Source organism: Photorhabdus luminescens subsp. luminescens (genome assembly GCF_001083805.1).
GTDB classification, from domain to species: domain Bacteria; phylum Pseudomonadota; class Gammaproteobacteria; order Enterobacterales; family Enterobacteriaceae; genus Photorhabdus; species Photorhabdus luminescens.
On the sequence record NZ_JXSK01000006.1, the window covers coordinates 54,115 to 77,177 of the forward strand.

General features: G+C 47.1%; 5 protein-coding genes and 1 pseudogene. 2 read left to right on the forward strand and 4 right to left on the reverse strand.

Translation table 11 applies throughout. The features are described 5' to 3' along the window. Positions 1–48: 48 nt before the first annotated feature. From TI10_RS15040 to TI10_RS26500, 4 genes and pseudogenes are all read right to left on the reverse strand, one after another. Positions 49–1,845: a DUF2326 domain-containing protein gene (locus TI10_RS15040; protein WP_049584235.1), complete on the reverse strand. Its 1,797-nt coding sequence runs from the start codon at positions 1,843–1,845 to the stop codon at positions 49–51. Beyond that, the gene (locus TI10_RS15045; protein WP_049584236.1) at positions 1,832–2,083 is read right to left on the reverse strand and encodes an ABC-three component system middle component 8; all 252 of its coding nucleotides are present in this window, start codon (positions 2,081–2,083) and stop codon (positions 1,832–1,834) included. Before TI10_RS15045 ends, TI10_RS15040 begins: the two co-directional genes overlap by 14 nt. Next, entirely contained in the window at positions 2,067–3,029 is a 963-nt protein-coding gene (locus TI10_RS15050; protein ID WP_049584237.1) for an ABC-three component system protein, read from the reverse strand. Before TI10_RS15050 ends, TI10_RS15045 begins: the two co-directional genes overlap by 17 nt. Further along, positions 3,026–3,154, reverse strand: a pseudogene (locus TI10_RS26500) (hypothetical protein); the annotation flags it as partial. The gene TI10_RS15050 and the pseudogene TI10_RS26500, both read right to left, overlap by 4 nt. Before the next feature lie 1,609 nt (positions 3,155–4,763). Between TI10_RS26500 and prtA the strand changes: the two are divergent. Then, on the forward strand, positions 4,764–6,206 hold the full coding sequence (prtA, locus tag TI10_RS15060; protein WP_049584239.1) for a serralysin: 1,443 nt from the start codon (positions 4,764–4,766) through the stop codon (positions 6,204–6,206). Between the two features lie 1,063 nt (positions 6,207–7,269). Beyond that, complete coding sequence (locus tag TI10_RS15065) at positions 7,270–22,881, forward strand: non-ribosomal peptide synthetase (RefSeq protein WP_049584240.1); 15,612 nt, start codon at positions 7,270–7,272, stop codon at positions 22,879–22,881. Positions 22,882–23,063 lie beyond the last annotated feature (182 nt).

The following is a 23,063-nucleotide window of genomic DNA, read 5'->3' on the forward strand; positions in this document are numbered from 1 at the left end:
AAGCAACTAGCAGCCTTATCTGTATTTGGTAGTAAAACTCAATAACTTTTACCAGGTTTTTAACTTAAAAAGCCGACCAGACTCTCCTTCGTCATGCAGTTGAAGAACAATTTCTGTACTGTCAAACACTGGCAGTTCTTTAGGAGATCTAGCAGGAAGATCTGAATCTATTAGTGTGATAACAGACTGAATACCTAGTTCAACGTAATCACGTAAAATAGCCAATAAATTCTCTTTCTTTCTATTATCCAAAGACTCGAATACTCCATCGTGAAAGGCAAAATGAGGAAATTTTTCATCTTTATGAACTCTTAGTACTGCTAAATCAAAAGCGATACATAGCAGCTTTCTATAAGTATGTCCTAAGTCTGCACTCGTTGCGTTGCCTGATTCATCAAGGATTTCCGCTTTAAATTGCAAGTGTCCCTCTCGATTCGGAGATACACTAAGTAATGCCTTACGGCTAATGACAGTATCAACAATTTCACTAAAATAGAGCCGGATTTGAGAGAAAACGCTAGATTGATCTGAATTCTGAGACTCAACATTATCCTCAATTTTGGATTGTAAATGACTACACTCTTCGGAAAGTGCTCGAATTTCAGTTCTAAGCTCTTGCAACTTGTGTAGATGTGCCTTTTGTCTCTCTAGAGTCTCAATATCCGCACGTAGAGAAACTAGTTCTTTTGAGAGAGTTTTATATTTGGAAAAAACCTCTGTGTCACTTAAGAATGACAAATTTTTCGAGCGACGTTTTCCCAGTTCGTTTAGTCTGGTATTTATACTTCTCAATTTGTCTTCAATTTCTAACTTTTCTTCAGTCAGATATCCAAATCGTTCTTCAGTTATAGCTTTGTTAAATCCTAACAACTGTTCGAAGTCCTTTTTTATCTGACCGCTAAAAAGCACCCCTGCTTCATTGAAAAGCTTTTCAGCTTCTTCAGTATTGAATAAAATTTTATCCTCCTCTAAGGATTTTAGGATTTTCTTTCTACTCTGATTTAATGAATATCTTTCTTGATTAAGACTAGCGATCTCTTCATCTATCTCTTCAACAAGTACTTTTGTTTTCTCTTTGTCTTGTTGTCGGAAATCAAATATATCAAGAAGTTCCTGCTTCTTCTCCGCATCTTTCTTCTTTAATAGCAAAATACCTTCAATTTTGCTGATGTCTTCGAGCGACCCCCCCAACTCTTTCTTTACTGCTTTTTCAGTTGTCTGTTTCTCTTCCAGAGCTTTTTCTTTTTCATAGTGTTCTTTTATAAGCTCTGCATTAAACCCGAGTATATGAGAGAGATAGGGCTTCCATGATGCATCTTTGGAACGAAACTTTCTCAATTGGAAGACATCGCTATAATCATCCTGAGATCGAATAAGGTATCCAATACTATTGCGATAACTCCAAGGTTTTATCACGCTAAGATCAAGTAAACTATCTAACAGCTCTTTGGCTTTATCAAAGGAAACATCTTCATGATCCCATTGCTCTGTAGGCAAAAGAGAGTAATCTTGATTTTTTTCTTGATGTTTCTTAAAACGTATCTTTGAGGCTTGGGCGACATCCCTACGGATAGTCAAGAAACTTGAATCTTTTAGTTCGACCTCAAGAAAAAAGACAAACTGATTAAATATATCAGGGTGTTTAAATAGGAAGAAGTTTGGATTTCGCTTGGATAATAGTGTGAAGTCTATCACACGACCCAATGTACTTTTCCCTAGATTATGTGTGTCTTTTTCTTTGTTTTCTGGGAGCCGAATTTCACCATATATAACATTAAGCCCTTCGTAAAAAGTAACGGGCTCAAAAAGAGATGGCTTGTTTGAATAAATCTTAGACAGTTTCATTGTTATTAGCTACATATTCAATGGCATCAGTTTTAGGACGATATTCAATGATACCCATAATAAATAAAAAGTTTAGAGCTGGGAGAAATAATACATCACCACCGGAAACTGCTTTCTTTGTATAGCTCAACAGGTCGCTATAATTCTCGATTCTCAGTCCCTTAAGACGTGAAAGAATAATCAAAGCTACATTGATTACTGTCTTGTCTGGATGAGAATGTTTAGTTGGTCGCAGCATATTCTTCTTCACTACCGATGTCGCAATTCCAATACATGTAAAAAAGCATTATTTTAGTAAGCCGTCTATGCTTTTTTAGAACAGGGTCCCTTCCAAAAAGAAGATCGAAAAGGTAATTCATTACGCTATCAAAGTTTTGATATTCCTTTCTTTTTGCAATTATTTTCAGTTGAAACTCCTCAACTACATTTTCATAGAGCTGCATAATCTCTGCATTTTCTGGTGCAGCCAGAAAAGCTTTAATCTGAGCTGTTTCTTTCAAATATCTCCTTCTTAATATTTCAGCATATTCGCTGCTCATGTTGTTAATTTGGTTTTTCTGGCTATAGGGTATCCTAGGAGTGGGTGGATCGTCTTTCGTAGATAAACCTTTCTTTTGCTGAGCCGCTAAAGCGTATACAACATCAGAAAGATCGTCGGGGCTTACGATTAAAGGGGAGTCTACCGGATCAAGAGCTGCTCTCCCAGCAACTTTCGGAAAAGATTTAAGCCATGTTTCCAATAATTCTATACCGCAAAGGCAAATAGAGGATTCGGGTATATCGCACTCTTTTGCTAGATAGGATCTTATCTCGCTTTCTGCATTACCTGCCAGTCGCCTGTTAGAAAACAACATGTAGTGATCTAATTGTTTCGCACTTCGTAGCTTTTTAATCCTGACAATTTCTTTACTTAATACACTTGAGTCGCCATCAGGGCTGTAGAAGTCAGATTCCGAAAAAAGCCTGTTGTACCCGTTAGTATGTTTTGCTTGGATAATGGTGGTACCACTCCAAGGTGCAGATGTACTGGGATAAAGAGCACTGGTACCTACAAACTTGGCATCTCTGCCTCCATCGGGGCCTTTCGAGAAGCCTTGTACGGCAATTCCATGTAGTTCTTGGCATAAAAAAACAATCAGTTGCTCAAATTGGTCGTCACTTAAGTCTTCATAAGCATACTTCATTTATCTATACATTCTCTTGTTGGTTTAATAGGGGTAATTTTAAGCTGCATTCCAACTGCATTTAATGATGAACACAGAGTTCTTATGGTCGGATTTCCAGTTGTTGAGAGCGCTCTGTAGAGAGATTCTCTAGATAAACAGTCTCTTTAGCAATAGAAGGATAATCCACCATGAGCCCCGGCAACTTGTCTTGCAGTTTTCAGTAACAAGCGAACATCTTGAGTTTTTCTGTCCTCATTCAATTCTGGGCTAAGGTGTCTAATAGCACTCTCGTTTTTTACAGATTTACCCAATTTTCTTACCCCCCTTTAACCAGCTATCAGAAGTTAGAATACTGTAGCTTAAAAGAGATAAAGTATAAATAGCAACCTTAGCTAAGCAACTGGAAGAGTCTATTTATCAACAGGCTATTTAACCATTGCACGGAAAATACTCTTTGACCATGATGGCGATATGAGCTTTTACTTTATGATCACATAGCATGTAAGTAGATCCAGTTCACTTGGTCTTTACTACTTTTTTGAGCTTGGATTCTTCTAACAACTGAGCTTTATTATTTATACCCGTCATCTTTCAAGTTGCCTCTTTGTTGGCTGTACTTACTCACCCCGGTCACATCGTTATCTATGCTCCCGGGGGGCGCTCCCTTGCCGTCGCGATGCATCTTGAAATCCATAGGGTATATATCTAGATATTACTACGACCATTACCGAATCAAGTACAAATTAAAGAGTTTGAGTTTAATAAAATACCGGGCTCAGATCTTGATGAGCGAGTGATTTAAATTGCTCAATTTTTTTTGGAATAATTCACAAGGTTGGGGTAGTTTTGGCTGTTATATTTTTTGAATAAGTATTAGTTACAAAAATTTTAATTGATCTTACTGAATTTTTTGCAAAATAACTTAATTTTAATAATTTCTGTATCAATGTTTTTTTAACTAGAATGGATACAAGAAATAAGAGAGAGATAATTATAATTCAGTTTTTATATATATGGAAATATTAAATTGGTTATTGAAAATAATAAAATCCAATGCCAAGGATAATTGCGAAACGAATAAAATCAAATCATAATAACCTATAAATAATTCAGTGGTTATATTGACTCTTTTTTTAATAAAATCATTCTCAATTGATATTTCTATTTTCACAATAAGTCCAATTTAATTCTCTCAAGGGAAAACTTTATAGAATAGATAAAATATTATCTGATAATACATATTTCCCTTATTTCTGTGGCCTATTCTAATAGTTACTTAATAAAATCATTAATAATGATTTTATAAGAACTTTTAAGTTCACTGAATTGATAGTTAAAGATGTAATAATTTTAAAAGAAAATACTGATAAGAAATTAGGGATATTTTTTGTCTTAAATAGCAATGTTATATAAAACAATTGCTTATACCCTTCATCTTTCAAGCTGCTGCTTTGTTGGATGCATTCACTCACCCCGGTCACATAGTTATCTATGTTCCCGGGGATTCGCTCCCTTGCCGTCGCGATACATCTTGAAATCCATAGGATATATTTGTTTTATGCTATTTTTATCACGTTTATATTAAAAAAATATGTTAATTGTTTTTTACGTAATTAACTTTAGTGTTACTTTTATGGGAAAGGATTTTTAATTGTGTGGCCGGGATAGCCCATCACTTATAGGTTTTATTGACAGGTGTTTAATTAAATAAAAAGATTTTTATATTTGAGATTTTAACTTATGGAGAAATATATGTCATTAAAGAGGAAGATTTCATATTTGGAAGAAGTTAATGGTTCAGCAAAGGCAAATGAGGTACTGACCTGGTTACAGGCTTATATACCCGGTAAAGATCCTAATATTGTCGTTGGGCATGAGCCAAGTAAAGATGCGGCAAAAGAGTTAATCCGAAGTGATTATCGTTGGGGGCATCAGAGTAATGACAAATCTGAAACTTTCCAATTAACGTATAATTTCCTGGAGAGTGAGCCGGAGAATATGCCGTGGAGTATTTACGGCTTTTCAGCATTTAATGAAGAGCAAAAAGCTGCTGCAAAACTGTCAATTCAATCTTGGACTGATGTCGCCAATATTAAATTCACTGAAACCTCTGATGCGAGTAAGGCGAATGTCACTTTTGGTTTCTTTGATCTTAGTTTAACCGGGGATTATGCGTTTGCTGAGATGCCGTATCCGCATTTGAAACAAGTGGGAACTTGGTATAATGCGGAAAGCCGTACTTTCTTAAAAAATGATATTGAATTGAATGGTTATGGCCGACATACGTTTACTCATGAGATTGGTCATACATTGGGGTTGGATCATCCGGCTGATTATGATGCGTCTGATGATGTAATACCGACTTACAAGAACAAGGCGACCTATTTTGAAGATAGCGGCGCTTATACCGTCATGGGTTATTTCAGTGAAAAAAATACCGGACAGGACTTTAAAGGTATTGATTCTTCTGCGCCATTACTTAACGATATTTCAGCCATTCAAGCAATATATGGCGCGAATAATACTACCCGTGCTGGTGACACGATATATGGCTTTAATTCCAACACCGATCGCGATTTCTTTACGGCAAAAGATGCAAAGAGCAAAATCGTGTTCACTGCCTGGGATGCGGGTGGTAATGATACCTTTGATTTCTCTGGTTTTACTCAGGATCAACGTATCAACTTGAATGAAGCTTCTTTCTCGGATGTTGGGGGTTTGAAAGGAAATATCTCTATCGCCCGCGGCGTCACGATTGAAAATGCGATTGGCGGCAATGGTAATGACATTCTGATAGGGAATGATGCCAATAATACTCTGAAGGGCGGTGCAGGTGATGACATCATTTACGGTGGCTTGGGAGCTGATCATCTTTGGGGTGGGGAAGGCAAAGATACATTTGTCTATCTAAACGTCAAGGAATCACCTTTTCTTGAGCGTGATTGGATCCATGACTTTATTTCCGGTGAAGACAAGATTGATTTGTCATTGTTCGATCTAGGTGAAACAGGGAAAGGTAGTATTAAGTTTGTCGAAGAATTCACTGGTACCGTTGGGGAAGCGGTGATTAGCTATGATAGCGTTAACAAGGTAAATGATTTCGTTATTAATATGGGAGGAGAATTATCCCAAGATGGTTTTGGGGTGAAGATCGTTGGAGAGCCGCTGACAGAGGCTGATTTCATCCTTTCATAACACAACAACACAACCGCATCTGACTGGATGCGGTTATTCGTTTAAATTTTGCTGTATTCCGTATTCCGTACTCTGTCTTCTGTCTTCTGTCTTCCGCATTCTGTCTTCTGCCCATGTGGTTGGAGTTCCTAATCTACTATTTTTCTATTATATAATAAGTCAAATACATTTAAATAAGTAATTAATTGTGTGATCTTTTTATTTAAAAACAATCTCAAAATAATTTATTTTTAAATTAAAATTATTTATTGATGATATTAAACATAATTAATATATACATTGGTCGTATTATTTCATTATGACAAAACAATATATATGGAAGTTAGTTTTAATTTGAAATTGTTTCATATCGGTGTTAAATATAATTAACGTTTACATTAGTTGTATAATTTGATTATTATAAAATAATATGTAATCAGGCAGGTTGATAATTTTTACGTGTATAAATATACATTAATTAATATAACCAAATGATAAATCATGTTTTTTATGGTGCAGTCCGTTTCCTGTTGGAATGCGGGTAGGTTTATTTTGCAGAGAATTATTAAAGTAAATTCGATGTTAATTGGAGGTAGGGAGGTTTAATTTGTCTTTATAACTACTTAATTTTTTTATGAAATAATTTATATATGATATTAATTCTAAATGGACAAAATACCGCAAGGATTTAGCACTCATGCCAGTAAATATATTCAATACATCCATTTTCATATAGTTATGGTAGTTATGAAATTCAGCGTTAGCCAATAAAAAATTGCACAAAATCAAAGGCGCTTATTAAAAAAATAGGAACAAAAATGGAATATCTTTTGCCGGTTCACTGCGTGAACCATTTATTCCGTTGTCAGGAAAATAATTGTCGCAGAATTGTTAATTATCCGGTTGTCAACCGGGCTATTACATCCAGCGTTCAAGAGAATGTGCTGTCTGAGGATCTTAATTGATACCTGGTATGTGCCCATTTTTATTTCTTTGGGGAACGAAAGAAGGGCAAAACATTTGTGATGACTGTTGAGAATGACAGTTTTCAAATAACTAACAGATTCGTTGAGGTAGTAAGTAGATGAGAGATAGCATGGTTAAAGAAGAAATTATCTTTGACGCTAGATTAGTACAAGTACCGCCAGAAAAGGTCGGTGATGACATATCTGTTCAGAAACTTAATTTGTTGTCAGAGGCTGAACGCACACTGCTGCTGGAAACCTGGAATGCCACCGAAACCGTCTATCCTGACCAGTTAGGTATCCATCAGTTGTTTGAACGACAAGTAGAGAAAACCCCGGCAGCGACGGCGCTAATCGCAGGGGATAAAACTCTGAGTTATGCGGAATTGAATGCTCGCGCTAACCGATTGACTCATCAACTGATTAAACAGGGAATTGGCCGCAATGATCATGTGGCAATCCTGTTAGAGCGGTCTATCGAGTTGGTGGTAGCTCAATTGGCTATTCTCAAGGCGGGAGCGGTTTATATCCCTATCGATCCCGGAGTACCGGACGAGAGAAAAAATTGGCTGATAAACGATTGCTTAGCTAAATTGTTGCTCACCAGTGCAGAAGCGGATATCCCGGCTGATCTGGATATTCCGCTAATTCGTCTCTCTGATGAGACAGACGTGAGCAAGGAGAAGGAGGAGGGTTTTAATCTTGACTTACTTTGTGCCAGTACCGCGCCAGCATACATCATGTACACTTCCGGCTCGACTGGCACCCCAAAAGGGGTGATCGTGCCTCACCGCGCGGTGGTTCGACTGGTTATTAATAATGGCTATGTTGAAATTGAACCTAATGATCGGGTTGCCTTCGCAGCTAACCCTGCGTTCGATGCCAGCACTTTTGAAGTTTGGGCTTCTTTGCTTAATGGCGGGGCGCTGGTGGTTATCGACCACACCACTTTGTTGACGCCACAGGAATTTGTACAAGCATTAGACAGTTATCAAATTAATATCTTATGGTTAAGCGTCGGCCTGTTTAACCGGCTGGCGGCGGAGTTGTCTCCCGTCCTTCCACAGATGAAAAACCTGATTGTCGGCGGCGATATCCTTGATCCCCATGTGATTACCCAAGTTTTACGCAATAACCCGCCTCAACAATTATTGAATGCCTATGGACCGACCGAGGGTACCACCTTTACTACCACATATCGGATCGATGCTTTGGCCGCAGGAACAACTAACATCCCTATTGGCCGACCAATTGCTAACACGCGGGTTTACTTACTGGATGAGCAGGGCCAGCCGGTGCCATTGGGTAGTATTGGCGAGATTTATGTTGGCGGCGACGGGGTGGCCTGCGGTTATCTCAATCGCCCTGAATTGACCGCCGAACGCTTTGTGGTTGATCCATTTAGTAATGTATCGGATGCGCGGATGTACCGGACCGGGGATTTAGCCCGCTACCTGCCGGATGGCAATCTCGAATTCCTTGGCCGCAACGATCAGCAGGTGAAAATCCGCGGTTTTCGGATTGAACCGGGGGAAATTGAGGCCCGATTGGTAGAGTATTCGGCAGTACGTGAAGCGGTGGTCTTGGCGTTAGGAGAAGGGCAGAACAAGCAGTTAGTTGCTTATGTGTTGGCGGAGCCGGATAACGAGTTGCCTACTCACTTGCGTGAACACTTAAGTGTGCGGTTGCCTGATTATATGGTGCCGGCGGCTTTTGTACGGCTGGATGAATTCCCGTTAACTCCCAATGGCAAACTGGATCGCCGGGCGTTGCCGGCACCGGGTGAAGAGGCTTTTGCTCGTCAGGTTTACGCAGCACCGCAAGGAGAGCGAGAAATTGCATTGGCTACCATCTGGCGTGAGTTGCTGGGTATTGAGCAGATAAGTCGGCATGACAGCTTCTTTGCACTAGGCGGCCATTCGTTGCTCGGCGTGCGCATGATTGAACAGCTACGCCATTTAGGACTGACATTGGCTGCCCGTGACCTGTTTCAATCGCCAATACTGGCTGAATTGGCCCAAACATTGGGGCAGCATCAGATTATGGCAGTGCCGCCGAATGTCATTACTTCGGGGACCACTGAATTGACACCAGCGATGTTGCCGCTGATTGATTTGACTCAGCCTGAGATTGATCGCATCGTCGAGCAAGTACCGGGTGGGGTGGTCAATATTCAGGATATTTATGCGCTGTCACCGTTGCAGGACGGTATCCTATTTCACCATCTGCTGGCAAAAGAAGGTGACCCCTATTTGTTGGCTTACCCGATGATCTTTGCTGATCGTGATTTGCTAGACCGCTATTTATTTGCGGTACAACAAGTGGTTGACCGCCATGATATTTTGCGTACCGCTTTTATCTGGCAAGGATTATCCATTCCGGCGCAGGTGGTTTGGCGTGAGGCTCCGTTGTCAGTGACTGAACTGACGCTGAACCCGGCTGACGGGACGGTCAGTGATCAACTGACGCAACGTTTTGATCCGCGGCAATACCGTCTCGATCTAAGTCAGGCGCCGTTGTTACGCTTTGTGATAGCACAGGAAACGGATGGCCGCTGGTATGTACTGCAATTACAGCATCACTTGATTGGCGACCATACCACGCTGGAAGTCATGAACCACGAAGTTAGGGCCTATCTTGACGGACAGGACGATAATCTACCGGCGCCGGTACCTTTCCGCAATTTGGTGGCTCAGGCTCAGCAAGGGGTTGACCAGACAGAACATCACCGGTTCTTTACTGACATGTTGGCAGAAGTGGATGAACCGACGTTACCGTTTGGGCTGACTGAGGTACATCGTGATGGTTCTCAGGTTGTACAGGCGCACCGGATGCTGTCTTCCACGCTGAATGACCGCCTGCGTGCGCAAGCGAGACGTCTGGGCGTCAGTCTGGCAACTTTGTGTCATCTGGCTTGGGCACAGGTGTTGTCGCGGACCAGCGGACAAGAGAAAGTGGTGTTCGGCACTGTGCTGTTTGGACGTATGGCGGCGGGGGAAGGGGCTGACAGCGGCATGGGGCTATTTATTAATACCTTACCACTACGGCTGGATATAGATAATACCCCGGTACAGGATAGCGTCAGGGTGGCGCATGCCCGATTGGCTGGACTGCTGGATTATGAACATGCTTCACTGGCGCTAGCTCAGCGTTGCAGTGGGGTACAGGGAGGAACGCCGCTTTTTAGTGCTCTACTGAACTACCGGCATAATGAGCAACCGATGATTCCGTATGAGGCAATGCCGGGTATCGAATTTCTGGGCGAACAGGAGCGGACCAACTACCCGTTTGTTCTATCGGTGGAGGATGGCGGCGCCACATTGGGGTTGACTGCTCAGGTGGTACAACCGTTTGATTCAGAACGGGTATGCGGTTATATGCAACAAGCGCTGGAAAGCCTGGCGGATGCCCTTGAACTAGCGCCGGAAACGTCGATACGAGCGCTAAACGTTTTGCCTGCATCGGAACGCACACTATTACTAGAAACGTGGAACGCGACAGAAACACCCTATCCTGAACAACGGTGTATCCATCAATTGATTGAACAACAGGTGGAGAAAACCCCGGATGCCACGGCGCTGGTGTATGAAAATCAGACGCTCAGCTATGGACAACTGAATGCCAGCGCTAACCGGCTTGCTCATCAACTGATTACCTTGGGTGTCGTGCCAGATCAACGGGTGGCGATTTGCATGGCAAGTTCACCCGCGCGGGTGATCGCGGTGTTAGCCGTGCTGAAAGCGGGTGGGGCCTATGTGCCGTTAGATCCGGCTTATCCGGGAGAGCGACTGTCGCATATCCTGACCGATGCAGCCTCGGCTAGGGGGGTGAAGACAATAGTGCTGGCGGATAGTACCGGGCGGGCCGCATTGGGGGAGCAAGCGCTTGCGGGGCTGACGGTACTGGACCCGAATATCTTACCTGACCAGCCAGACAGCAATCCGCAGGTTCTTGCCTTGACCTCCCGCCATCTGGCCTACGTCATTTACACTTCTGGATCGACCGGGGTACCTAAAGGGGTGATGATTGAACATCGTGGGTTGGTCAATCTTATCCGGGATAAAATCACCCGATTCGATATTTGCCCTGCCAGCCGGATGTTACAGTTTGCTTCATTTGGCTTTGATGCCGGTGTCTGGGAAATCATGATGGCATTAGGTAGTGGCGCCTGTCTGATTATTCCGGCCGAAACCGTTCGTCAAGATCCGCGTCGCCTCTGGCATTACTTGGAAGAGCAATCGGTGACGCATGCCTGCTTGACTCCTGCTTTGCTGCGAGAAGGGGCCGATTTGCCAGCGATAACAACAAAACCGACATTGATATTGGGCGGTGAAGCTCCTAGCCCTGTGCTACTACGAGCACTAAGCCATCAGGCAACGCTATTTAATGCCTATGGCCCGACAGAAATTACCGTCTGTGCCACCAGTTGGCGTTGTCCGTCAGACTATACTGATGTGTTGGTTCCCATTGGGCGCCCGACAGCGAATACACGTCTTTACCTACTGGATAACCACGGCCAGCCAGTTCCATTGGGCGCAGTGGGGGAACTCTATATTGGTGGGGATGGTGTCGCTCGTGGTTATCTGAATCGTCCTGATCTGACTGACGAACGTTTCCTGATTGATCCATTTAGTGATGCTGCTGATGCCCGGATGTACCGGACCGGGGATTTGGTGCGCTACCTGCCGGACGGCAATCTGGTGTTTGTTGGCCGTAACGACCAGCAGATTAAAATCCGTGGTTTCCGCATTGAACAGGGTGAAATTGAAGCCCGGTTGGCAGAACACCCTATGGTGCGCGAAGCGCGGATAGCGGCCTTGGGGAATGGGCAGGATAAGCGTTTAGTTGCCTATGTTGTAGCCGACGAGGATAGCGGACTGGCGGCCAGTTTGCACACCCATTTGAGCGCTATGTTGCCTGATTATATGGTGCCGGCGGCCTTTGTGCGTTTGGCGGCCTTCCCGCTGACGCCAAACGGTAAATTGGATCATCAGGCATTACCGGCGCCGGGGGAGGAAGCCTTTGCTCGCCAAATTTACGTCGCGCCACAGGGGGAAATGGAAATCGCAGTGGCGGCTATCTGGCGTGAATTACTGGGGGTTGAGCAGATCGGCCGACACGATAATTTCTTTGCCTTGGGCGGACATTCCCTATTGGCGGTACGGATGATCAACCGGATAGCGGTTTTCGGCGTCGATCTGCCGTTGGCTGAGTTGTTTATGTTTCCGTCACTGTCTGCGTTTACCGAGAAGATCTGCGAACAACGTCATGCGGGCAGTGATGAATTACCTGAAATTAGGCCGATATCCCGTGATAGTCTCTTGCCCTTATCGTTTGGTCAGCAGCGTCTGTGGTTTCTGGCGCAATTTGAGGGGGTTAGTGATACCTATCATATACCGACCTCCTTGCGTTTATGTGGCCGGCTTGACCTTTCTGCTTGGCAGCAGGCTCTGAATCGCTTGTTTGCTCGTCATGAGGCGTTACGTTCGGTCTTTATCACCGTGGATGGTCAGCCTCAGGTTGAATTGTTACCGGCGGAATTTGGTCTACCGGTGAAAAAATACGATTTGCGTAAAGCCTCTAACGTGGATGAACAATTTAAGCGCTTGTGTGTACAGGAAGCCAAAACGCCGTTTGATCTTGCTCGTGGTCCCCTAATTCGTTGCGCACTGATCCAACTGGCCGATGAAGAGCATATATTCTTACTGACTCAGCATCATATTATTTCCGATGCTTGGTCTTTAAAGATACTTGAATCAGAACTGGTTGCGCTCTACGCGGCTTGTGTAAATCAACAGCCAGATCCGTTGCTGCCATTGACCATTCAATATCCTGATTATGCTGCCTGGCAGCGGCAGGTATTTTCAGGTGAAGGAGTACAGGCACAGTGTGATTACTGGCGTCGGACGCTGGCAGATGCGCCGGTGTTGCTTGAGTTGCCGATAGACAGACCTCGACCTTCCCAACAATCATTTACCGGCGGCCGGGTAGCGGTGCACATTGATGCCCCGTTGGTACAGGCTCTAAAACGTTTGGGGCAACAACACGGCACCACTCTGTTTATGACACTGTTGAGCGCTTGGGCTGCGCTGTTGTCGCGCTTATCCGGGCAGGATGATGTGGTGATTGGTATACCGAGCGCCAACCGCAACCGGCGTGAAATTGAACCCCTGCTTGGTTTCTTTGTTAACACACTGGCGTTGCGTATCGATTTATCCGGTATGCCGGATATGGTCACGTTACTACGGCGTGTACGGCAGACGACATTGGGAGCGCAGGAGCATCAGGACTTGCCTTTCGAGCAGGTAGTGGAAATTGTTCAACCGCCGCGCAGACCGGAACATACGCCAATATTTCAGGTGATGTTTGCCTGGCAGGAGAATGAAACAGAGGAATGGCAATTACCGGAATTGGCGGTAACACCATTCGAACTGGAATACGATATAGCGAAATTCGATCTGCAACTGGAATTAACGGAGAAAGCGGGCGAAATTGTTGGAGAGCTGAATTATTCTTCTGCTCTGTTCGACCATGAAACCATTGAAAGACAGGCTGGTTACTTGCAGGCCATATTGCGGGCAATGGTGAACCAGCCTCAACAACCTGTCACGGCTATCGACATTTTGTCATCCGCTGAACGGGAGTTATTGCTGGAGAATTTGAATGCGACCGAAGAACCGTATCCTACTCAGATATGTGTTCATCAGTTGTTTGAACAACAGGCAGAGAAGACCCCGGATGCCATCGCGGTAATCTATGAAAACCAGACGCTCAGCTATGCAGAATTGAATACCCGGGCCAACCGGTTAGCTCACCAGCTTATCGCCTTGGGCGTAGAGCCAGATCAACGGGTAGCGATTTGTGTGACCCGCTCACTGGCGAGAATAATTGGGTTATTGGCGGTGCTAAAAGCGGGCGGGGCCTATGTGCCGTTAGATCCAGCCTATCCCGGTGAACGTCTGGCTTATATGCTCACTGATGCTGTACCCGCTAGGGGATTGAAGGCAATCGTGCTGGCGGACAATGTTGGGCGGGCAGCACTGAGTGAAGACGTTCTGGCGACGCTGACGGTGCTCGATCCGAATACCTTACCGGAGCAGCCGGATAATAACCCGCAAGTCTCTGGATTGACGCCACAGCATCTGGCCTATGTGATTTACACTTCCGGTTCAACCGGCAGACCAAAAGGCGTAATGATTGAACATCGTAGCGTGGTGAATTTGACGCTGACACAAATTACCCAGTTTGATTTTTGCGCCGCCAGCCGAATGTTGCAGTTTGCCTCATTTGGTTTCGATGCCAGTGTGTGGGAAATCATGATGCCATTGAGCTGTGGGGCCATGCTGGTTATTCCGACAGAAACAGTGCGACAAGATCCGCAGCGCCTCTGGCATTATCTGGAGGAACAGGCGGTGACGCACGCTTGTTTGACACCGGCAATGTTTCACGATGGCGCTGATTTACCGGCGATAGCGATAAAACCAACCTTAATATTTGCAGGAGAAGCGCCGAGTACCGCGCTATTTCAGGCACTGTGCGACCGGGCCGATGTGTTTAACGCTTATGGGCCGACGGAAACCACCGTGTGTGCGACCATTTGGGATTGCCCGTCAGATTATGCTGGGGGATTAATCCCCATCGGCAGCCCGACCGCCAACAAGCGTCTTTATCTATTAGATGAACACCGTCAGCCAGTCCCATTGGGCACAGTGGGAGAATTGTATATCGGTGGCGTTGGGGTAGCGCGTGGCTATCTTAATCGCCCCGAGTTGACCGCTGAACGTTTCCTGAATGATCCGTTCAGTGATGAAGTGGGTGCCCGGATGTATCGGACTGGGGATTTAGCCCGCTATTTGCCGGACGGCAATCTGGTGTTTGTTGGCCGTAATGACCAACAGGTTAAAATCCGAGGTTTCCGCATTGAGCCGGGAGAAATTGAGGCACGACTGATTGAATGTCCAGAGGTAAGTGAAGCGTTGGTATTGGCGTTGGGTGACGGGCAGGATAAACGTTTGGTTGCTTATGTGGCGGCGCCAGTAGATGACGGACTGGCGACCAGACTGCGTGAGCGCCTGAGTGATATTTTGCCTGATTATATGGTACCGGCGGCTTTTGTGCGTTTGGATGTTTTTCCGCTGACCCCTAACGGTAAACTGGATCGCCGGGCGCTACCGGCACCGGGGGAGGATGCCTTTGCTCGCCAGGCTTATCAGGCGCCCCAAGGGGAAATTGAGATAGCATTAGCCGCTATCTGGCGCGAGTTACTGAATGTTGAGCAGATTGGCCGACATGACAGTTTCTTTGCCTTGGGCGGTCATTCGCTGTTGGCTGTCAGGATGATTGAACGTTTACGACGTATTGGGTTGGGTCTATCGGTGCAAACGCTATTCCAGCATCCGACATTAAGCGTATTGGCCCAATCTTTGGCGCAGCATCGTGAAATTAGCGTGCCTGATAACGGTATTACAGCGGATACGACTGTGCTGACGCCAGCAATGTTACCGCTGATTGATCTGACTCAAGCTGAAATTGATCGCATTGTTGAGCAAATACCGGGTGGGATTGCCAATATTCAGGATATCTATGCGTTATCACCGTTACAGGATGGCATTTTGTTCCACCATTTATTGGCAAATGAAGGTGATCCCTATTTACTGATCACTCAACAGGCTTTTGCCGATCGTCCTTTACTAGACCGCTATCTGGCAGCAGTTCAACAGGTGGTTGACCGCCATGATATCTTACGTACTGCCTTTATCTGGGAGGGATTGTCTGCGCCGGCTCAGGTGGTTTGCCGTCAGGCGCCGTTGTCAGTAACGGAATTGACGCTTAATCCGGCTGATGGGCCGGTCAGCGACCAACTGGCTCAACGTTTTGACCCGCGGCGGCATCGTATTGACCTGAATCAGGCGCCGTTATTGCGTTTTGTGGTGGCACAGGAGAGGGATGGCCGTTGGATTGTGTTGCAATTGTTGCATCACCTCATTGGCGACCATACCACGTTGGAGGTGATGAACAGCGAAGTGCAGGCCTTTCTCACTGGGCGAATAGATAGCCTGCCTGCGCCGGTCCCATTCCGTCATTTAGTGGCACAGGCTCGGCAAAGAATCAGTCAGGCAGAACATACTCGCTTCTTTACCGATATGCTGGCTGAGGTGGATGAGCCAACGTTGCCGTTTGGGTTGGTGGAAGCACATCATGATGGTTCACAGGTGACGGAATCTCACCGGATGCTGACCGCAGGACTGAATGATCGCTTACGTGGTCAGGCGCGGCGGTTGGGCGTCAGTGTGGCGGCGCTGTGTCATCTGGCTTGGGCGCAGGTGCTATCGCATACCAGCGGGCAAAAGCAAGTGGTGTTCGGCACCGTGTTGTTTGGCCGTATGCAGGCGGGTGAAGGATCTGATAGTGGCATGGGACTATTTATTAACACCTTGCCGTTGCGGTTGGATATTGATAATACCTCGGTGCGAGACAGTGTACGCACAGCACATAGCCGATTGGCGGGATTATTGGAACATGAACACGCGTCACTGGCGCTGGCGCAGCGTTGCAGTGGCGTAGCAAATGGAACGCCGCTTTTTAACGCGCTGTTGAACTATCGACATAACACCCAGCCGGTCACGCCAGATGAAATCGTGAGCGGCGTTGAATTCCTTGGCGCACAGGAGCGGACCAACTATCCATTTGTGTTGTCGGTAGAGGATGGGGGTTCTGATTTAGGGTTGACAGCTCAAGTGGTACAACCATTCGATCCAGAACGGATATGTGGCTATATGCAACAGGCGTTGGCAAGTCTGGTGGATGCCCTTGAGCAGGCGCCGGACATGCCGGTACAGCAGTTAGAAATTCTGCCGGCAACCGAACGCACATTGTTGTTAAAAACCTGGAATGCTACTGAAACCGCGTACCCTGAGCGGTTGTGCATTCATCAACTGTTTGAACAGCAGGTGGAGAAAGCCCCGGATGCCACGGCGCTGGTGTGTGAAGAGCGATCCCTCAGTTATGCCGAGTTGAATGCTGATGCTAACCGATTGGCGTACCAACTTATTGCACTGGGCGTAGCGCCGGATCAGCGGGTGGCGATTTGCGTAGCAAGTTCACCGGCGCGGATAGTGGCGCTGTTGGCGGTGTTAAAAGCGGGAGGCGCCTACGTGCCGTTGGACCCGGCCTACCCGGGGGAACGTCTGATTCATATTTTGACTGATGCTGAACCGATTATTTTATTGGCAGATAGCGTTGGACGCTCAGCCTTAGGTGAACAAATGCTGGTGGGGCAGACAGTGATTGATCCAAATTCATTGCCGGATCAACCGGATAACAACCCACAACTGTCTACATTAACCTCCCGTCATCTGGCTTATGTGATTTACACTTCCGGCTCGACCGGCACGCCAAAAGGGGTAATGGTTGAACATCGCGGGCTGGTTAACCTTATCCGGGATAAGATCGCCCGCTTCGACATTCTGCCCGCTAGCCGGATGTTGCAGTTTGCTTCATTTGGTTTTGATGCGGGGGTCTGGGAAATGATGATGGCGCTATGCGGTGGCGCCGCTCTGGTTATTCCTGATGAGGCTGTTCGTCAAGACCCACACCGCCTTTGGCATTATCTGCAAGAGCAGTCAGTGACGCACGCCTGTTTGACACCGGCTCTGTTGCGGGATGGAACAGATTTGCCGGCGATAACGATAAAACCCACATTAATACTGGGAGGTGAAGCGCCCAGTGCGGCATTGCTTAAAGCGCTGCACAACAAGGCCACAGTATTCAATGCTTATGGCCCGACAGAAATCACCGTTTGTGCGACCAGTTGGCGTTGTCCACCAGACTATGCCGATGTGTTAGTTCCCATCGGGCGTCCAACGGCTAACACTTGTCTCTATCTGTTGAATGCCCTCGGTCAACCCGTGCCGCTAGGAGCAGTGGGAGAACTCTATATTGGCGGCGTCGGTGTAGCACGTGGTTATCTCAATCGCTCTGAGCTGACTGACGAACGTTTCCTAACTGACATGTTTAGTGAAATTGCGGGTGCTCGAATGTACCGAACCGGGGACTTGGTTCGCTATCTGCCGGATGGCAATCTGGTGTTTGTTGGCCGTAACGACCAGCAGATTAAAATCCGTGGTTTCCGCATTGAGCCGGGAGAAATCGAAGTCCGGCTGACAGAACACTCCGCAGTGCGTGAAGCATTGGTATTAGCTTTAGGTGATGGTCAGGACAAACGGCTGGTGGCTTATGTGGCGGCGGCAGAGGATGACGGGTTGGTTAACCACCTGCGTGAACATCTGAGTGCGCTGTTGCCTGATTACATGATACCGGCGGCCTTTGTGCGACTGGATACGTTCCCGCTGACGCCTAACGGTAAACTGGATCGCCGAGCGCTACCTGCGCCGGGGGAAGAAGCCTTTGCCCGCCAGATTTACGCTGCGCCGCAGGGAGAAACCGAAACCGTACTGGCTAATATCTGGCGTGAATTATTGGGTATTGAGCAGATCAGCCGATACGACAGTTTCTTTGCCTTGGGCGGCCATTCGTTGCTTGCGGTACGCATGGTTGAACGTCTGCGTAACTTGGGATTAACGCTGGCGGTACGTGATCTGTTCCAATCCCCGGTATTGTCTGAATTGGCGCAAACGTTGAGGCTAAATCAGGCGGAGAGTGTGCCTGCCAACGTCATTACGCCGGTCACCACTACGTTAACGCCAGAAATGTTACCGCTGATAGATCTCACTCAGTCTGAAATTGATCACATCATCGAACAGGTACCGGGCGGGATAGCCAATATTCAGGATATCTATGCCTTATCGCCGTTACAGGATGGGATTTTGTTCCACCATTTGCTGGCAGACGAGGGCGATCCTTATCTGTTGGCTGGTCAAATGGCCTTTGCTGATCGGAAGCTGTTAGATCGTTATCTGGCGGCGGTTCAGCAGGTGATTAATCGTCATGACATTCTGCGGACTGCTTTTATCTGGCAAGGATTATCTGTGCCGGCACAGGTTGTTTGCCGTCAGGTGCGGTTGTCGGTGACGGAATTGACATTAGATCCGGCTGATGGACCGATTAGCGATCAATTAGCGCAACGTTTTAACCCACGCCGATATCGTCTCGATTTGGGACAGGCGCCGCTATTACGCTTTGTGGCGGCGCAGGAGGGTGATGGCCGCTGGATTGTGTTGCAACTAATGCATCATTTGATTGGCGACCATACCGCACTGGATGTGATGAGTTACGAAGTTCAGGCATACCTTGACGGGCAGGAAAGCCGTTTGCCTGCCCCGGCGCCATTCCGCAATCTGGTAGCGCAGTCCCGGTTAGGGATGAGTCAGGCAGAACATACCCGTTTCTTTACTGAGATGTTGGCTGAGGTGACTGAACCAACATTACCGTTTGGGTTGGCGGAAGTTCGCCATGATGGTTCGCGGATGACCGAATCGCACCGAATGTTGACGCCTGAATTAAATAACAGTTTACGTGGTCAGGCGCGGCGATTGGGTGTCAGTCTGGCGGCGCTGTGCCATTTGGCTTGGGCACAGGTGTTGTCGCGTACCAGCGGACAGCAGCAGGTGGTCTTTGGCACTGTCTTGTTTGGACGCATGGCGGCGGGTGAAGGGGCTGAAAATGGCATGGGGCTGTTTATCAATACTTTACCGCTACGGTTGGATATGGATGATACCTCGGTGCGAGACAGTGTACAGATAGCCCATCACCGGCTGGCGGGATTGTTGGAACATGAATATGCCTCGTTGGCGCTAGCTCAGCGTTGTAGCGGTGTGCAGGGAGGAACGCCGTTGTTTAGTACCTTGCTGAACTATCGACACAATGCGTCGTCGGCGACGTCGAATGAAATCGTGAGCGGTGTCGAATTCCTTGGTGCGCAGGAGCGGACTAACTATCCGTTTACGCTATCGGTAGAAGATTTTGGCGATGCGCTAGGGCTGACAGCGCAAATCGTCCAGCCGTTTGATGCCGAGCGGGTGTGTGGTTATATGCAACAGGCGCTGGAAAGTTTGGCGGCAGCGCTTGAATACGCTCCAGAAACCCCGGTTCGGCAGTTGCAAGTTTTACCGGCAGTAGAAAAGAAACTGCTATTGAAAATCGGCAATGGCCCGCAAACGGCCTATTCCGATCAGTTGTGCATTCATCACCTGTTTGAACAGCAAGTGGCGAAAAATCCTGCGGCTACGGCACTGGTATATGAAGAGCAGACTTTCAGCTATGCAGAATTGAATGTGTGTGCTAACCGACTGGCTCATCAGTTAATTGAACTCGGCGTAGAGCCTGATCAGCGGGTAGCGATTTGTGTCACGCGTTCACCGTCAAGAGTGGCGGCGTTGCTGGCGGTACTGAAAGCGGGCGGCGCTTATGTTCCTTTAGATCCATCTTATCCGGGGGATCGGCTGGCTTATATGCTTACGGATGCGGCGCCATCAGTGGTACTGGCGGATAATGTGGGCCGTACCGCGCTAGGCGAGCAGGCGCTTGCTGCATTAACGGTACTTGATCCAACGCTCTTGCCTGATCAACCAAATAACAACCCGCACATTCCAGCGCTGACTTCACGGCATCTGGCGTATGTGATTTACACCTCTGGTTCCACCGGCACGCCGAAAGGGGTGATGGTGGAGCACCGCGGCTTGGTCAATCTGATTGGGGAGAAAATCACTCAATTTAACATTCGCGCGAATAGCCGACTGTTGCAATTTGCCTCATTTGGTTTCGATGCCAGTGTCTGGGAAATCATGATGGCGCTGTGTGGAGGAGCGACACTGGACATTCCGGTTGATACCGTTCGTCAGGACCCGCTGCGCCTTTGGCATTATCTGGAAGAACGGCGGGTAACACACGCCTGTTTAACCCCGGCTCTGCTACGGGATGGGGCCGATTTACCGGCGATAACGATCAAGCCCACGTTAATACTGGGCGGAGAAGCGCCCAGTGCGGCGCTGTTGCAGGCACTACGTGGTCGGGCAACGCTGCTTAATGCTTATGGTCCGACAGAAATCACTGTTTGTGCAACCTGTTGGCGTTGTCCGCCAGATTATACGGATGTGCTGATCCCGATCGGGCGCCCGACAGCGAATACACGTATTTATCTTCTGGATAATCACGGCCAGCCCGTGCCGTTTGGGGCCGTGGGAGAATTGTACATTGGCGGCGCTGGTGTCGCGCGTGGCTATCTCAACCGCCCTGATTTGACGGATGAACGTTTTCTTACCGATCCATTCAGTGATCAACCGGATGCTCGCATGTACCGAACTGGAGATTTGGCTCGTTATCTGCCGGATGGCAATCTGGTGTTCGTTGGTCGTAATGATCAACAGATTAAAATCCGTGGTTTCCGCATTGAACCGGGTGAAATCGAAGCACGGTTGATGGAGTATCCTGATGTGCATGAGGCGATTGTATTGGCGCTGGGCGACGGTCAGGATAAACGTCTGGTGGCTTATGTGGCGGCGCCAGCGGATAACGGATTGGCAAACCAATTACATCGTCATTTAAGAGCTTTGTTGCCTGATTATATGGTGCCGGCAGCCTTCGTGCGTCTGGACGCCTTTCCGTTGACTCCGAACGGCAAACTGGATCACCGGGCATTGCCAGCGCCTGATCAGAACGCCTTTGCCCGTCAGATCTATGAGGCGCCGCAAGGAGAAACCGAGACTACCTTGGCGGCCATCTGGCGTGAATTATTGGGGGTTGAGCGGATTGGTCGGCATGACAACTTCTTTACCTTGGGTGGACACTCGCTGCTCGCTATGCGGATGATCAATCTGGCCGCAGAACGGGGATTAATTTGCTCATTGAATAATCTGTTCCAATTCCCGGTACTAGCGGAACTGGCGGCAGAGATCACCTCAGATCCGCTGTCTCATTGGCAAAGCAGCGCCATACCGGTGCGGCCGGGTGGTACCGAGCTACCGTTATTCTTCGTACCAAGCGGCATGGATGATTACTCATACGTTTTCGGGCTGGCTCAACATATTCAGGCGGATTACCCAATTTACGCGCTTCCTTGGCCGTCCATCAATGAAGAACCAGTGTCAACCATTGAAGCTCTGGCAGCCAGAATGATCACCTTTATGAAGGCGGTGCGACCAGAAGGCCCATATCGGATATACGGCTACTCTTCTGGCGGTATACTGGCTTATGCCATTGCTCAGCAACTGTTACATGCCGGAGAGACAGTTAACTTCTTGGGACTAATTGATACACCTGCTCCTCACTGTTTCAAGACACGGGTCGATCAACCTAAACTTCAGTTCCTTGCTGAATTAGCAAGGCAATCAGTGGATGAGCATCCTCAAGAGATTGCTACATTGCATCAGAAAATGGATGAACTGAATTTAGTGCAATTTATTGCAGCAGCGCAGGAGCTGGAATTATACCCATCAAATCTGCGCCCTGACTTAATTGCCAAACGTTGGCTACAGATGGGAAATTATGTCCAAATGGTCAAGGATTATCAGCCGAAAGTTCTGGCGATAACACTGCATCAGTTCTATGCAATGGAATCTTATCCGCAGATCCCGTTTGTTACGGATGTTGCGCTCCAGTCGGTAACAATGGAACCGTCGTTAGGTTGGGAGCAGATAATTCCTGACTCTGCGCTACAGTTAACCTCGGTTCCGGGGGATCATTTTAGCCTGATGGAAGACAGCGAAAATAAAACTGTTTTGGCTAAGACCTTAAGCATGGCGTTGGCAATGAATTGTGAGGCGGAGGCGCTGTAATGCCAGTGATATTGTGGGATTAAAAGTTGTAATTAATTATCCCGGTTAAAGGTTTTTATAATAGCCGGACAATCTTGCTGAATATGGGCGCCGAATGTTAATCACTTCGGCGCCTTATTTTTTTATCAAGTTCCACACCTGACGCTAACGGAGAAATCCTATTTTTCAACATTGCCTACGCT

Coding starts and splice junctions, on each gene's coding strand:
- TI10_RS15040 (WP_049584235.1), bottom strand. CDS start 1,845: ATGAAACTGTCTAAGATTTATTCAAACAAGCCATCTCTTTTTGAGCCC.
- TI10_RS15045 (WP_049584236.1), bottom strand. CDS start 2,083: ATGCTGCGACCAACTAAACATTCTCATCCAGACAAGACAGTAATCAAT.
- TI10_RS15050 (WP_049584237.1), bottom strand. CDS start 3,029: ATGAAGTATGCTTATGAAGACTTAAGTGACGACCAATTTGAGCAACTG.
- prtA (WP_049584239.1), top strand. CDS start 4,764: ATGTCATTAAAGAGGAAGATTTCATATTTGGAAGAAGTTAATGGTTCA.
- TI10_RS15065 (WP_049584240.1), top strand. CDS start 7,270: ATGAGAGATAGCATGGTTAAAGAAGAAATTATCTTTGACGCTAGATTA.